Origin of the sequence: Streptomyces turgidiscabies Car8 (assembly GCF_000331005.1) — a bacterium.
In the GTDB taxonomy this organism is placed as follows: Bacteria; Actinomycetota; Actinomycetes; order Streptomycetales; family Streptomycetaceae; genus Streptomyces; species Streptomyces turgidiscabies.
This window is the reverse complement of record NZ_AEJB01000119.1, coordinates 1-14,761: the sequence shown is the minus strand read 5'-3', so window position 1 is coordinate 14,761 and position 14,761 is coordinate 1. Positions and strand designations below refer to the sequence as shown.

Here is a 14,761-nt window from a genome sequence, read left to right as displayed (position 1 = left end):
CTCCACAGCTTTTTTCTCATGGCTCGAACGACCCGGACGCGTGCTCCCCGAGCGCCCTCAATTTAGGTATCCGATGCTGCATCGAGGCATACGATTCGTCCACGCCGCCGTCTTGGCATTCTCGGCAGTACTGGCCTTTCTGTTCGTGCGAGGGCTGGACGACAGCGGAATCCTGGGTAACTCGGCCCTGATCGATGTGATCGACTCCACCGATTCAGCGAGCGGTACTCAGGTCGTCGAAGCTGTCGAGTCGTTCTCCGCCGAGCACGGAGTCGGAGTGGCTCGTGAGGTGGCCGACCTGCAGAATCCCGATGGGATCCGACATCTGTACGTGACCCCTGGCGGCGCAGGCTCCACGACAGCGGAGTGGCTGGACCAGAAGAGCTATCCGGCGTTCAGCGGGAACTACGAGACGCGCCTTCATCCGATCTCCGAGATCGAACAGCAAGATCCACGGGGCCTCTACTACGTGTTCGGATCGTCTGCGGGCGCCGACGCCCTGATGACCCGGTTCCAGGACCTCGGCCTGACCGTGAGCGTCACCCACCCCCTGTCGTACGCCGAGCTGACCGCCAGATACTCGGACGACCCCCTCTACCAGGCCTTCTGCGTGCTCGCCCTCGCGGCACTGACGATGACCGGCGCGAGCGTGCTGCTCAGCGCGAAGGCGTACGCGGTCCTGCGGTTGCAGGGCATGTCCTTCGCCGACATCCTTCTCCGCGATCTACGGCAGCTGGCGGTGTTCTGGCCCGCGGCGGCCGGCACGGTGATGGTGGCGACGCTCGCCTTCCTCGGCTACTACAACGGCTTCGCCTGGCTGGGGCTGTTCGCATCGGTGGCCGCGGTGATCGCCGGTCTGCTGATCCTCCTGGTGCTGACCACCCACGCGGCCGTGCTCGCGCTGACCTTCAGGGTCGACGTTCTGCACGCCCTCAAAGGCGAACTGCCCTCACGAGCGGCTTCCCTCAGCGTCTACCTCGTGCGCATCCCCGCTTTGCTGCTCGCGCTGAGCATCGCCACGAACGTCACCCTCGCCGGCCGGGACGTACTGACCCGCCAGGAGAACCGCGATGTCTACAGCACCGTGGGTGATGCGGTCTCGATCCGCCTCAACGGCGCCTTCGCCATGCACATGGACCAGCTGAACGAGCATGTGGGCCCGTGGCTGCGCAAGGCCGACGAGCAGGGCGAGATTATCGTCGCCGGGCGCAGGGATCTCCAGATCTCCGCCCCCGGCGCCCGTCTGCCGACCGGTGAGATCCTCATCGTCAACGAGACCTATCTCAAAGAACAGCCGGTTCTCGACCCGACCGGACAGCGTTATACCGCCACCACCCGGAGCGGCCGGACCCCGGACTCGGGCTCGGTACGGGTCATCGTTCCGGAATCTCTCACCTCTCACGCACCGGCGATCACCAAGGCAGCCGCCCAGATCATCGATCCCGGTCTGAGCCGCGACCTACCGCTCGAGACAGTCACGAGCAGGACCGGACAACGCCTCTTCGGCTACAACACCGGCGCCTACGTCTACAACGCCGCTCACAGTCCTGACGAGGACAGATCCTTGGTGCGCGACCCGGTGCTCGTCGTCGTCCCCAACGGTTCTCATTTCCTTACGGATGACGCCTACACCACATTCGCCACTCAGGCCGGCGTGGTGTTCCCTGACCCCGATGACGCGCTGGGCGGCATCAAGAACGGAAAGCTGCAGAACTACGTCAACTCCGTGAGTCCGGTCGGACAGAAGACCGCTCTGGACCTCAGGGACGCGACCGAAAAACTCCGACTGCAGATCTTCAATCTCGTCATTGCCGTGATAGTGCTTCTCATCGCCAGCGTAGGCGTCTGTATCATCTATTCGCGAAAGAACGCGCAAAGCATTTTTGTGCAACAGATCAGCGGCTGGAGATACACCGCAACTCATCGCTTCATACTCGCCGTAGAGGTGGCTATCGCGTTCATCTTCGCCACCCGGGTTCCTTTTGAAGCATGGCAGCAGAACCAGGAACTGAAGAAGTTTACCGACGCCGGTGCCCCGGCTCCATTCGAGCCCGTTCACATCACCTCACTGGATATCGGCGTCATCACCGTTCTTGTTGTTTTCGAGCTCGGGGCTGTCCTCCTCGCTCTCGCGTTCTTCCATCGCCGCATCATGAAGGAAGGAACGACCGAGGCATGACCATCAGTTCGAGCGCGAAATCCTCCACCAGCCGGAGTACGTTGTGATCGATATCGAGAACCTGTCCAAGGCCTTCGGTAACCGGACCTTGTGGCGCGACATCAACCTCACTGTCAACCGCGGTGAGATGCTCGCCCTTGTCGGTCCTAGTGGATCGGGCAAGTCGACCCTCCTCAACTGTCTCGGACTGCTCGACAGGCCGAGTACCGGGTCGATTCGCTATGAGGGCGAGGACATCACCCGATTCGGCCGACGCGAGATACGCCGGTTCCGCCGCGACACTCTGGGCTATCTGTTCCAGCACTATGCCCTGATCGAGAACGCGACCGTCGACGAGAACCTCGAAGTAGCCGCCAAGCCCCGGCGGTCGTCGCAGGGCAAAGAAGGCACGCCCGCCGCCGAGGCACTTGCCCGTGTCGGTCTGGCGAAGCGGGGCAAAGAGAAGATCCACCATCTCAGCGGTGGCGAACAGCAGCGCGTGGCCCTGGCGCGTCTCATTGTCCAGCGTCCGGGTTTGGTACTCGCGGACGAGCCGACCGGCGCTCTCGACGACGCCAACACCACGATGGTCGTCGACATCCTTCGTGAGATGAGCGAAGCCGGATGCGCCGTGGTCATCGCCACCCACGACGACACCGTCCGCGACCGGTGCGACGCCGTGTTCGCCGTAAGGGAGTCCTCTCTCGTCGGCTCCCCGTAGGCGACGTACGACGGGCCCGCCCCCGGAGTGATCCAGGGGCGGGCCCTATTCGGCCTCGCGGTGGCACCGCCATGCAGCACCGCGAGGGGTCTTGAAAACCTCGGAACGGAACCGAAGGGAACGGAAGGGCTCAGCCGAAGCGGCCCGAGATGTAGTCCTCCGTGGCCTGGACCGACGGGTTGGAGAAGATTCGCTCCGTGTCGTCGATCTCGATCAGCTTGCCGGGCTGGCCGACCGCCGCGAGGTTGAAGAACGCCGTCTTGTCCGAGACCCGCGCCGCCTGCTGCATGTTGTGCGTCACGATGACGATCGTGAACCGTTCCTTCAGCTCACCGATCAGGTCCTCGATCGCCAGCGTCGAGATCGGGTCGAGGGCCGAGCACGGCTCGTCCATCAGCAGCACCTTCGGCTCGACGGCGATCGCCCGCGCGATGCACAGCCGCTGCTGCTGCCCGCCCGACAGACCCGAACCGGGCTTGTTCAGACGGTCCTTGACCTCGTTCCAGAGGTTCGCGCCCTTCAGCGACTTCTCCACGATGTCGCTCAGCTCGGACTTCTTGTACGAGCCGTTCAGCCGCAGCCCCGCCGCCACGTTGTCGTAGACCGACATCGTCGGGAAGGGGTTCGGACGCTGGAAGACCATGCCGACCTCACGCCGTACCGCCACCGGGTCGACCCCGGTGCCGTACAGGTTCTCGTCGTCGAGCATGACCTTGCCGTCGACGCGCCCGCCGGGCGTGACCTCGTGCATGCGGTTCAGGGTGCGCAGGAAAGTGGACTTGCCGCAGCCGGAGGGGCCGATGAAGGCCGTCACCGAGCGCGGCTCGACCGTCATCGAGATGTCCTCGATCGCGCGGAAGGAGCCGTAGTAGGCGCTGAGGCCGCTTACGTCGATTCGCTTGGCCATGGGTATCACTGCTTCTTTCGAGGGGGCGGGCGGCCACCTGGCCGACCACAGGTCGCTGTCGAACGGCCGCGTCAGCGACCTGTCTTCGGAGCCTTCCAGCGGGCGATACCGCGAGCTCCGAGGTTGAGGATCATCACGAAGGCGATCAGCGTGAGCGACGCCGCCCAGGCACGGTCGTACGCCGACTCCGCACCACCGCTGTTCGCGTACTGCTGGTAGATGTACAGCGGCAGCGAGGCCTGCGCACCCTCGAAGGGGTTGTTGTTGATGAAGGGGTTGCCGAAGACCAGGAGCAGCACCGGAGCCGTCTCACCCGCGATACGGGCGATCGCGAGCATGACGCCGGTGGTGATGCCGCCGATGGCGGTCGGCAGGACCACCTTCAGGATGGTGCGCCACTTCGGGATGCCGAGCGCCAGGGACGCCTCACGCAGCTCGTTCGGTACGAGCTTCAGCATCTCCTCCGTCGAACGGACGACCACCGGCATCATCAGGATCGCCAGTGCCAGCGAACCGGCGAAGCCGAACGGCTGCATCTCGAACTGCAGCATGAGGCTGAGGATGAAGAGGCCGGCGACGATCGACGGGATGCCCGTCATGACGTCCACGAAGAACGTGACGCTCTTGGCGAGCTTGCCGCGCCCGTACTCCACCAGGTAGATCGCGGTGAGTACGCCGATCGGCGCGCCGATCGCGGTGGCCAGGCCGACCTGCTCCAGGCTGCCGATGATGGCGTGGTAGATGCCACCGCCCGGCTCGCTGTCGGCGACGACGCCCATCGAGTGGGTCAGGAAGAAGACGTCGAGGACCTTCACACCGCGCGAGACGGTCGTCCAGAGCAGCGAGATCAGCGGCACGAGGGCCAGCAGGAAGGCCACCCACACCAGCGAGGTCGCGATACGGTCCTTGGCCTGACGCTTGCCCTCGACGCGCGTGGCGATGACGTACGTACCGCCGACGAAGAGGATCGCGGCGATCAGGCCCCACTGGATGTTGCTGTCCAGGCCGGCGGCGAGGCTGATGCCGACCCCGAGCGCGACGGACGCGCCCGCGAGGGCCCAGGGGAACCACTTGGGGAGCCTGGCGCCCTGCAGGGTGCTGGGGCGCTTCTCGGCTACGACGGTGCTCATGCGTTGGCCCCCGAGTACTCGGCGCGACGGGCGATGATCGCGCGGGCCGCGCCGTTGACCACCAGGGTGATGACGAACAGGACCAGACCGGAGGCGATGAGCGCGTCGCGGCCGTACTCCGACGCCTCACCGAACTTGGCGGCGATGTTCTGCGCGAAGGTGCCGCCGCCCGGGTCGAGCAGGCTGGTCTGGATGAGGAAGCTCGGGGACAGGACGGTGGCGACGGCCATCGTCTCGCCCAGCGCGCGGCCGAGGCCGAGCATCGACGCGGAGATCACACCGGAGCGGCCGAAGGGCAGCACCGACATGCGGATGACCTCCCAGCGGGTGGCGCCGAGGGCCAGTGCAGCCTCCTCGTTCATCCGCGGGGTCTGCCGGAACACCTCACGGCTGACGTTCGTGATGACCGGGAGGATCATGATCGCGAGCAGGATGCCCACGGTCAGCATCGAGCGGGGCGCGCCCTCCTCCCAGGAGAAGATGCCGGTCCAGCCGAGGTAGTCGTTCAGCCAGCCGAACAGGCCGTTCATGCTCGGCACGAGGATCATCGCGCCCCACAGGCCGTACACGATGGACGGTACGGCGGCGAGCAGGTCGATCACGTACGCGATGGGGCCGGCGAGGCGGCGCGGGGCGTAGTGCGTGAGGAACAGCGCGATGGCGACGGCGACCGGGACCGCGACGGCCATGGCGATGATCGAGGAGACCACCGTGCCGAAGGCCAGGACCGCGATGCCGAAGACCGGCGGGTCGAGGTTGGCGTTCCACTCGAAGGTGGTGAGGAAGTTGCCTTCGTTCTTGCTGATGGCGAGGAACGCGCGATAGGTCAGGAAGATCGCGATCGCGGCCATGATCGCCAGCAGCAGGATGCCCGAGCCGCGGGAGAGACCGAGGAAGATCCGGTCACCGAGGCGGGTGGCGCCGCGGGCGGCGCGCTTCTCCTCGGCCCTGGGAGGCTCGGGGGCAGCGGGTGGAGCGGTGTCTGCGTTCTTGGTGGTTATGTCCATCGGGTTCTCCGGTCTGCGGGGCCGCACCCGGGGATGCGGCTCCTGGCGGCGGTGCACCGGACGGTGCGGGCGGGTCCCACCGGCAGCGGAAGCCGACGGCGGAACCCGACCGCACTCTCAGATCAGGCCAGGCTCTCGACGGTGGTCCGAACCTTGGCGATGATTTCGGCGGGGATCGGCGCGTAGTCGATCCCGCTCAGGATTCCCTGGCCCTCTTCGCTGGTGATGTAGCGGAGGAAGGCCTTCGTGGCGGGCAGGGTGTCCGCCTTGTTGCCCTTGTCGCAGGCGATCTCGTACGTGACAAGGGTGATCGGGTACGCGCCCTCGGCCTTGGACTTGTAGTCCAGCTTCAGCGCGAGGTCGCTGCCGGTGCCGACCACCTGGGCGGCCGCGATGGCCTTGGTGGCGGAGTCGGACGACGGCTTGACCGGGGCGCTGGCGCCCGTGTCGATGGCGACCGTGGACAGCTCCTTGGCGTACGACAGCTCCATGTAGCCGATCGCGCCCTCGGTCTGCTTGACCTGCGCCGCGATGCCTGAGGAACCGGAGGCCGCCTGGCCGCCCTTCGCCTGCCAGGCCTTGCCGCCCTCGTACTTCCAGTTCTCGGGGGTGGTGGCGATCAGGTACTTGGTGAGGTTGTCCGTGGTGCCGGAGTCCTCGGAGCGGTGGAAGGCCTGGATCTTGGTGCTGGGCAGCTTCGCGCCCGGGTTCAGCGCCTTGATCGCGGCGTCGTCCCAGGTCTTGATCTTGCTGTCGAAGATCTTCGCGAGGGTGGGCGCGTCCAGGACCAGGTTGTCGACACCCGGGAGGTTGTAGGCGAGCGCGATGGCTCCGCCGACCGTCGGGAGGTCGATGCCGGTGCCGCCGGTGCAGATCTTCTTGGAGGCGGTGACCTCGTCGGGCTTCAGCGCCGAGTCGGAACCGGCGAAGGCGACCGTGCCCTGCGTGAACGCGGTGACGCCGGCGCCCGAGCCGCCGCCCTTGTAGTTGATCTGCACGCCGGGGCAGGCGGCCGTGAAGGCCTTGACCCAGGCGTCGATCGCGTTCTTCTGCGCGGAGGAGCCGTCGGCCAGCAGCTGGCCCTTGGCGTCGTCACACTTGATGGAGCTGTTGGCCGCCGTGGAGGCGCCGCCGCCGGCGCTCTTGTCGGTGCCGGTGTCGTCGGAGCCGCACGCCGTGAGGGCCAGGGCGCCGGAGACGGCGAGAGCACCGAGGGTGAGGGCCCGCCGGTTCATGCGCTGAAGCTTCACTGTCTGGTGTTTCCTTCCAGGAGCCGCCGTCCTGAAATCCGGCGGCGTGCGAGGGCGCGAAGTATGGGTGGTGCCGGGGCGCCCGGGAGGGCACACGCAGCACCGGTAAGGCCGAAAGTAGGCAGATCAGGTGAAGCCACCTACGGGCGCGGGTGAACGGCGAGTGAACCCCTGCGGTCGGTGCGGTGAGGTCACGGAATGCTCACGGGGAGAACACGTGTATGTCCCGACCCGAGAATCGGCCCCGGCCGACCGGTTTCTCCTGTAAAGGCATGGAACCCATCCTTCCCCTCCCCCCGTGAACACGCCCGCCGGGGAACCCATGCTGCACGGATCCCGTCTCGTTCAACGGGAGCCCTCGCGGGCTCGACCGGGGGACCGAGAAAACCGTGACACCGAGGAGCACCATGCAGCGGCGTACGTTCATGGGAGGCGGCGTGGCCGCCCTGGCGGCGATGACGACGGCGACGGCGTGCACGGGCCCAAAGGGAAGCGCGAACGACACGACGTCAACCACCTCCACGTCCACGTCCCGTGGAGCGACCTCCCTCACGGCGACGAGCGCCTCGGCCCCGGCCAACTGGACGGCGCTGGGCCGCGACCTCGACGGCCCGCTCATCCGCCCCGGTGACGGCTCCTGGGCGTCGGCCCGCCAGCTCTACAACACCCGCTTCGACGGCCTCAAGCCGGCCGCGGTGGCGTACGTGGCCCACGCGGACGACATCCGTACGGTCCTCTCCTACGCCCGCGCCCACTCCGTCCCCGTGGCGATCCGCAACGGCGGCCACTCGTACGCCGGCTGGTCCTCGGGCAACGGCCGCCTGATCGTCGACGTGTCGAAGCTGAACCGCGTCCGCACGGGCGGCGGCACGGCGGTGGTGGGAGCGGGCTCGAAACTGATCGACGTCTACCGCGCCCTGACGGCGAAGGGCGTCACGATCCCGGCGGGCTCGTGCCCGACGGTGGGGGTGTCGGGCCTGACCCTGGGCGGCGGCCACGGCGTGGTGTCCCGGGCGTACGGCCTGACCTGCGACAGCCTCACCCAGGCCACGCTGATCACGGCCGACGGCCGCCAGCTGACGGCGAACGCCACCACGAACAAGGACCTGTTCTGGGCCCTGCGAGGCGCGGGCAACGGCAACTTCGGCGTCGTCACCGAGCTCCACTTCCGCACCCACCCGGCGCCGCAGGCGGTGGCGGCGTACATGGCCTGGCCGTGGCGGAAGGCGGCGGCCGTGATGAAGGCCTGGCAGGAGTGGGGCCCGACACAGCCGGACGAGATCTGGTCGTCCCTGCACGTGGCGAACACGGCAGGCGGCACCCCCACCATCTCCGTCTCGGCGTTCTCCCTGGGCACCTACACGGAACTGCAGAACGCGGTGGACCGCCTCGCGGACAAGATCGGCTCACCGGCGAGCAGCGTCTCCCTGAAGCGCCGCTCCTACGAGGAGGCGATGGAGGTGTACGCGGGCTGCTCGTCCTTCGCGACGGACGCCCAGTGCCACCTGCCGGGCCGCACCCCCGGCCGCTCCCCGCAGGGCGCGCTGGGCCGGGAAACGTACGCGGCCCGCTCGGACTTCTACGACCGCTCACTGTCCGCCGCCGGCATCCAGACGCTCCTCTCCCGGATCACCTCGGTCCAGGGCGGCTCGGGCAGCATCGCGTTCACGGCACTCGGCGGCGCGGTGAACCGGGTCTCACCCACGGCGACGGCGTTCGTCCACCGGCGCAGCAGGATGCTGGCCCAGTACATCGTGTCCTGGCGCGCGGGCACGCCGGGCACATCGGCCCAGTCCTGGCTGACCGCGGCCCACCGCGCGATGGCCCCCTACGCCTCGGGCGCCGCCTACCAGAACTACACGGACCCGACCCTGACCAACTGGCGCAAGGCGTACTACGGCGACGCGGCAACCCGCCTCCAGCAACTGAAACACCAGTACGACCCGAGCCGGATGTTCACGTTCCCGCAGGCGTTGTAGGGGACACCCTGACCCACCCGGCACCTCTCCAACGCAGGCCCGCACCCCAGCCCGTCCGGCGCCCTTCCAGCACAGGCCCGCACCCCAGCCCGTCCGGCGCTTGAGGACAAGGCCCGTTCAGGGCCGGCAGGGGGGTCTGGGGGCGCAGCCCCCAGGTCCAGGATGGGACGGGTAGGGGCGGCGGGGGCGAAACCCAACGGCCACCCCACACCTACGCCGCCAGATCCCGCTCCCCGGCCCCGGAGTCCGCCCCCGCCCGACCCCCGGAAACGACAGCCCCCCGCCCCGCTCCGGAACCCTCACCAACCGCCCCACGTGCCCGAATCAACCCGGCCCCCCACCCCGACCCCTCAACCGCCCGCGTAACAGGAGTGAGCAGCGCCATGGCCAGCGGAGACAACAACAACGCCACCGCCGTCCCGAGCGCGAACCCACCCACCACGTCGGTCGGGTAGTGCACCCCCATGTACACCCGGCAGAACCCCTCCACCAGCGCGAGCCCTATCCCCACCAGCCCGAACCTCCGGTTCGCCACGAACAGCCCGACCCCCATCGCCATGGTGATCGTCGCGTGATCGCTCACGAACGAGTAGTCGGTCTTCCCGGAGACGAGTACCTCAAGCCCCTGATGATCGAGAAAAGGACGAGGCCGCTCCACGAACCCCCGTATCGGAATGTTCACGAGTACGGCGATCCCCGCGGCGAGCGGAGCCCAGATCAACGCGGCCACGGACACGGCCGCATCGTCCCCGCCGCGCCGCCGCACACTCCACCAGCACCAGACCACGACCAGCACCATGGCGACCAACAGCCCGTACTCACCCACGACCTCGACGACCCGGTCGAACCACCGGGGCGCGTCCTTGGCGAGACCGTTGATGTCGTAGAGCAGGTCGACGTCGGGGTTCGACCCGGTTTCGGCGAGACCAGCCATGGTGCTGCGGCCCTTCGTCGTCATGTCCAGAGCGCACTGGTTTCCGTGCGCCGCTCCTGCTCATCCGTGGCGTAGGGACTCACGTTCGCGCACTGCCGTCACTTGACACGTGCCACAGCCAACAGACACGACACAAGCAACAACAAAAGCAGCAAACCCGACGCCCGATCAGGCCGCCGGTGAATCCACTACAGGAACAGGAACGCACGCTCTCCGTTTATACGTTCCACTCTCCACCGAATGATCACGCAGACGTTATCGAAGAGAGACGCATCGCCGCAGCTCAGGGCTGGGTTTCACGCTGCGCTCACACCGCCGTGGGCAACGCTTTCGCGCCATCTTCGGTGACCCGAGTCGCCCCGAAGTAATCGGCGCTGTCGATCGGATCGAACCGGATGACGGCACCGGTACGGGGCGCGTCGAGCATGTAACCGCCGCCCACATAAATCCCCACATGGTGGATGGCCCGCGAGTTGGTGGGATCCTCGGAGAAGAAGACGAGGTCACCCGGCAGCAGTTCCTCCCGCGAGGGATGCGGCCCGGCGTTGTACTGGTCGTTCGCCACCCTCGGCAGCTCGATGCCCACACTCGCGTACGCGGCCTGGGTGAGCCCGGAGCAGTCGAAGCGTCCTTGCTGCTCAGCGGTACCGGTGCCGCCCCAGAGATAGGGCGTGCCCAGCTTCCCCTGGGCGTAGGTGATCGCTCCGGCCGCCTGCTCGGAGGGGTCGACGCGACCCACAGGCGCGGCAAAGCTGACCTGCAGCGTGGTGATGGTCTTCACATAGTTCTGGGTCTCCGAATACGGCGGTACACCCCCGTATTTGATGACGGCGTACGCTCCCGCGTTGTAGGCGGCGAGCATGTTGTGCGTCGGGTCTCCGGGCGCGTCCTTCACGTACGAGGCGAGCTCGCAGTCGTACGACGCGGCCGATGGAATCGCGTCATTCGGGTCCCATACGTCGCGATCGCCGTCACCGTCGCCGTCGATTCCGTGCGTGGCCCAGGTTCCGGGGATGAATTGCGCTATCCCTTCCGCCTTTGCCGGACTCTTCGCGTTCGGATTGAATCCGCTCTCCTGGTACAGCTGGGCGGCGAGCAGGGCGGGATTGATGGCGGGGCACAGATTGCCCCACTTCTGCACGAGCGCCGAATACGCGGCCGGCACGGCCCCCTTGGCGAGCGCGACGCTCCCGCTCCCCACCCCACCGGCGACGGTCCCGGCGACAAGGTAGACGCCCACGACGAGCAGCATCACGAAGCTGAGGGTGCCTCCGACGGCGACGCTCACCACGATCCATGCCTTACGCACCGTCAACCGCCCCTCACCGCCTGGGAGTACGCCCACGTCAGTGTAGAGGGGCTACCCACACCCGTCAGTGATCATGACGAAACACGCCGCCCTCAAGAGGACCCGGAAGCACCGGAGGAACCGGAGGCCTCCCGATAGAGAGCGGCAGCCGCACCCCCCAGCACAGCGCTGTAGGACACGTCATCGGTCGCCCCACCCTGCTCGAACCCCCCGAGCACCCCCACGACCTCGCCTTCCCCCTCCGCATCCACATGCACCCAGGGACTACCACTCGTACCGTCGGTGAAGGCAGGGCACTCGATGCGCTGCTGCGTACGACTGTGCGCGGTGGGCCGGTTGGTACAGCTGAGCGGCGCGTCCCGCACGTTGGGATACCCGGTGACGACGACCTCGCTGACCCCCGTCGCCCGCCCCGTGACAAGGACGTTCGCCCCCACGGCGTCCTCCAGATCCCGCCCGCCCTTCGAGGCGACGGTGGCGAAGGCGAAGTCGCTGTCCTCGTCGGACCGATCGCTCCAGGCCTCCGGCACGAAGGTCTTCGTCACCCGCCACAGCCCGTAAGGCGCCCGGCCGTCCCGATACCCGGGCGCGAACACGACATCGGTGTCCCCGTCTCCACTCAGACAGTGCGCGGCGGTGAGAATCACGTCCCGCCCACCACTGCGCACGACGGACGCCGTACAGAAGTGCCCGCCCTCCAGATCCCCGTTGAACAACGCCCCCACCCGAGCACTGCGCGGCGCCACCAGCCGAGCCGAGGCGACAGCACCGAGCTGCCCCGGGACGGCATGCCCGGGGGCCGCACCGGAGACGGAGGTGACGGCGAGCAGCGCGACGACGAAAAGCAGCGCGTGCCGCCGGTTGCCAGGGGGACGAGTGGGGCGCTTCATCAGGGGCAACTCTGACGCCCGAACGCAAGAACGGGTACGGCTCCTGGCTGAGAATTTTCCGTGAACCCGTAAAAAAGGCGGACCGCACTCCTACTCCCCCTCGGGCTCCTCCACCTCTTCCCGCACCCGAGTCCACGTACGACTGTCCAGGCTGTCGAGCGAGCCGATCCGGGACAGTTCGCCGCCGTCCCGGTCGAAAGCCACGATGTCGGGCCGGTACACACGCCTGACCTGCGCCGTCTTCCACACCGCGACGACCCTGCGCCGCTCCGACACCTCGAACCGGCGGTCACCCACAAGAACGTGGTCGACGTCGCGCCCGGCATACACACGGACGCAGGAGATCCACGCGGCCGTCTCGATCGAACGCGGCGGATCAAGGCGACGGGTGAGGCTGAGCGAGCCGGACCCACCGCGAACCTCGATCCCATCGACCTCGACATCGATCGGATCGCCCATGGCCGAAGCGGAGCCCCCCAGAGACCGCCACCGCCCCTCGTACCACTCGACGAACTCGATGTGTTCCCGCGGCACCGACTCCCGCCCGGACCCCGGACGCCACACCATCCACACCACCCCGACACCCGCCTCGGCGTCCACATCGGCCGACACCACCGACAGCACGCGCCGAGGCAGCCACCGAGGCTGCGCCTCACGACCACCGAGCACCCGCCTCACCACCCCCGGCAACAGACACGCCACCAGCCCCGGGTGAGCCTCCGTCAAACCCCGAACCACCGAGCACACCCCCCGCACTCTCACAAACTCCCGCGCACCTCCCCGCACATTTCTGTGCACAAGCTGTGGATCACCTGTGCCCAGGGTCAAGCCACCCCCTCCCCCCACCCATCACCGCGTCAGTGATCGGTAACCCAGCAACCCCCTTCAGTCATGCGGAAGTCAGGATTCCGCAACCCATCTTGTTGTCACGTACTCAACAAGCGATGGTCATCGCGGGCCGCCAACCCGCCGCCGGGGACACCGCACCGGCGGCAACCCCCACCCGCACTGCCCCTGCCAACCCCCTAACAGGAGGCTGTACGTTGCGTACGTCACCCCCCAACAGCCAGTTCACGCACGGCAGATGGCGCCGCATAGGCACCGCCGCCGTAGCCACGGCCGCGCTCGCCCTCGCCGGACTCGGCACCGCGGCCCAGGCCGGAGCAGCCACCCCCGCGCCCCTGAAGGTCACCGCCAAGACCATCGCCGCGCAGGTCGCCAAGGCCCACGTGCAGTACACCAACCAGTGTGACGCGACCCCCGCGAAGGGCTTCGCGTCCTGCAGTGCCCTGCGCGTCACGAGCGGCACCACCGCCTTCCAGGAGGAGCAGGCGGCGAAGAAGGGCACCACGCCCGCGACCATCAAGCCGCACGCCTCCTCGGCCACCCCCACCGGTTACGGCCCCAGCAACCTCCAGTCCGCCTACGGACTGACCTCCGCCGCCGCCTCCAACGGCGCCGGCGAGACCATCGCGATCGTCGACGCGTACGACGACCCGAACGCGGCGGCCGACCTCGCGACGTACCGCTCGTACTACGGCCTCCCGGCCTGCACCGTCGCCAACGGCTGCTTCAAGAAGGTCAGCCAGACCGGGTCCACGACCTCCCTCCCGACCGCCGACAGCGGCTGGGCCGGTGAGATCTCGCTCGACCTCGACATGGCCAGCGCCATCTGCCCGAAGTGCAGCATCACCCTGGTCGAGGCCAAGTCGTCGTCCATGACCAACCTCGGCACGGCCGTGAACGAGGCGGTCAAGCTCGGCGCGAAGTTCGTCTCGAACAGCTACGGCGGCTCGGAGTCCTCCTCCGACACCTCGTACGACACCTCGTACTTCAAGCACCCGGGCGTCGCCATCACCGTCAGCTCGGGCGACGACGCGTACGGCGTCGAGTACCCGGCGGCCTCCCAGTACGTGACCGCCGTCGGCGGCACCTCCCTCAAGACGTCCACCGCCAGCCGCGGCTGGGCGGAGAGCGTCTGGTACCAGACCAACTCCGACGGCAGCGTCAACGGCGCCGGCTCCGGCTGCTCCGCCTACGACGCCAAGCCGACCTGGCAGACCGACACGGGCTGCTCGAAGCGCACGGTCGCCGACGTCTCCGCGGTCGCCGACCCGGCCACCGGCGTCTCGGTCTACGACTCCTACGGCGCCGACGGCACCGGCTGGGTCACCTACGGCGGCACCAGCGCCTCGTCGCCGATCATCGCCGGGGTCTACGCCCTCGCCGGCACCCCCTCCTCCACCTCCTACCCGGCGAAGTTCCCGTACGCGGCGGCCGGCACCTCGACCCTCAACGACGTCACGTCCGGCAGCAACGGCACCTGCTCCACGAGCTACTTCTGCACCGCCAGGTCCGGCTACGACGGCCCGACCGGCTGGGGCACCCCGGAAGGCCTGACCGGCTTCACCGGCTGACCTGCCTCACACAAACGCCACCGGAGGTCGTGGGGATCACCGGCGGGCACTGGGGAACG

At 67.8% G+C, this 14,761-nt stretch carries 12 protein-coding genes; 4 read left to right on the top strand and 8 right to left on the bottom strand.

What is annotated here, in order from left to right; translation table 11 throughout:
* Both STRTUCAR8_RS07295 and STRTUCAR8_RS07290 read left to right on the top strand, forming a co-directional pair.
* Nucleotides 1-2,179: bacteriocin-associated integral membrane family protein (locus STRTUCAR8_RS07295; protein WP_206742937.1), on the top strand; the 2,179-nt coding region annotated here is incomplete at its 5' end.
* Between the two features lie 43 nt (nt 2,180-2,222).
* Nucleotides 2,223-2,879, top strand: coding sequence for an ATP-binding cassette domain-containing protein (locus tag STRTUCAR8_RS07290; RefSeq protein ID WP_006374867.1), 657 nt, complete (start codon nt 2,223-2,225; stop codon nt 2,877-2,879).
* 130 nt (nt 2,880-3,009) lie between these two features.
* Here STRTUCAR8_RS07290 and pstB read toward each other — a convergent pair whose 3' ends face one another.
* From pstB to pstS, 4 genes are all read right to left on the bottom strand, one after another.
* Nucleotides 3,010-3,786, bottom strand: coding sequence for a phosphate ABC transporter ATP-binding protein PstB (pstB, locus tag STRTUCAR8_RS07285; RefSeq protein ID WP_006374871.1), 777 nt, complete (start codon nt 3,784-3,786; stop codon nt 3,010-3,012).
* A 71-nt stretch (nt 3,787-3,857) separates the two neighbouring features.
* A complete protein-coding gene (pstA, locus tag STRTUCAR8_RS07280; RefSeq protein ID WP_006374875.1) occupies nt 3,858-4,916 on the bottom strand; it encodes a phosphate ABC transporter permease PstA in 1,059 nt (352 codons plus the stop codon).
* A complete protein-coding gene (pstC, locus tag STRTUCAR8_RS07275) occupies nt 4,913-5,923 on the bottom strand; it encodes a phosphate ABC transporter permease subunit PstC (protein WP_044471785.1) in 1,011 nt (336 codons plus the stop codon). Before pstC ends, pstA begins: the two co-directional genes overlap by 4 nt.
* A gap of 122 nt (nt 5,924-6,045) precedes the next feature.
* Nucleotides 6,046-7,173, bottom strand: coding sequence for a phosphate ABC transporter substrate-binding protein PstS (pstS, locus tag STRTUCAR8_RS07270; protein WP_006374869.1), 1,128 nt, complete (start codon nt 7,171-7,173; stop codon nt 6,046-6,048).
* A 407-nt stretch (nt 7,174-7,580) separates the two neighbouring features.
* On the opposite strand from pstS, the gene STRTUCAR8_RS07265 reads away from it, so the two are divergent.
* Complete coding sequence (locus tag STRTUCAR8_RS07265; RefSeq protein ID WP_006374868.1) at nt 7,581-9,152, top strand: FAD-binding oxidoreductase; 1,572 nt, start codon at nt 7,581-7,583, stop codon at nt 9,150-9,152.
* 211 nt (nt 9,153-9,363) lie between these two features.
* On the opposite strand, the gene STRTUCAR8_RS07260 is transcribed toward STRTUCAR8_RS07265, so the two are convergent.
* The 4 genes from STRTUCAR8_RS07260 to STRTUCAR8_RS07245 form a co-directional block, all read right to left on the bottom strand.
* Entirely contained in the window at nt 9,364-10,086 is a 723-nt protein-coding gene (locus STRTUCAR8_RS07260) for a phosphatase PAP2 family protein (protein ID WP_044471787.1), read from the bottom strand.
* Nucleotides 10,087-10,393: 307 nt separating this feature from the next.
* The gene (locus tag STRTUCAR8_RS07255) at nt 10,394-11,401 is read right to left on the bottom strand and encodes a C40 family peptidase (protein ID WP_234372658.1); all 1,008 of its coding nucleotides are present in this window, start codon (nt 11,399-11,401) and stop codon (nt 10,394-10,396) included.
* Between the two features lie 86 nt (nt 11,402-11,487).
* Complete coding sequence (locus STRTUCAR8_RS07250; protein ID WP_006374874.1) at nt 11,488-12,285, bottom strand: trypsin-like serine peptidase; 798 nt, start codon at nt 12,283-12,285, stop codon at nt 11,488-11,490.
* Nucleotides 12,286-12,375: 90 nt separating this feature from the next.
* Nucleotides 12,376-12,954: a hypothetical protein gene (locus tag STRTUCAR8_RS07245; RefSeq protein WP_006374870.1), complete on the bottom strand. Its 579-nt coding sequence runs from the start codon at nt 12,952-12,954 to the stop codon at nt 12,376-12,378.
* 374 nt (nt 12,955-13,328) lie between these two features.
* Between STRTUCAR8_RS07245 and STRTUCAR8_RS07240 the strand changes: the two genes are divergently transcribed.
* Nucleotides 13,329-14,702 (top strand): S53 family peptidase, encoded by a 1,374-nt coding sequence (locus tag STRTUCAR8_RS07240; protein WP_006374873.1) that lies wholly within the window; start codon nt 13,329-13,331, stop codon nt 14,700-14,702.
* Nucleotides 14,703-14,761: the final 59 nt, after the last annotated feature.

Excerpts from the sequence above, each read along its gene's own strand:
- STRTUCAR8_RS07260 (WP_044471787.1), bottom strand. The coding sequence starts at position 10,086 with ATGGCTGGTCTCGCCGAAACCGGGTCGAACCCCGACGTCGACCTGCTC.
- STRTUCAR8_RS07250 (WP_006374874.1), bottom strand. The coding sequence starts at position 12,285 with ATGAAGCGCCCCACTCGTCCCCCTGGCAACCGGCGGCACGCGCTGCTT.
- STRTUCAR8_RS07265 (WP_006374868.1), top strand. The coding sequence starts at position 7,581 with ATGCAGCGGCGTACGTTCATGGGAGGCGGCGTGGCCGCCCTGGCGGCG.
- pstA (WP_006374875.1), bottom strand. The coding sequence starts at position 4,916 with ATGAGCACCGTCGTAGCCGAGAAGCGCCCCAGCACCCTGCAGGGCGCC.
- pstC (WP_044471785.1), bottom strand. The coding sequence starts at position 5,923 with ATGGACATAACCACCAAGAACGCAGACACCGCTCCACCCGCTGCCCCC.
- pstB (WP_006374871.1), bottom strand. The coding sequence starts at position 3,786 with ATGGCCAAGCGAATCGACGTAAGCGGCCTCAGCGCCTACTACGGCTCC.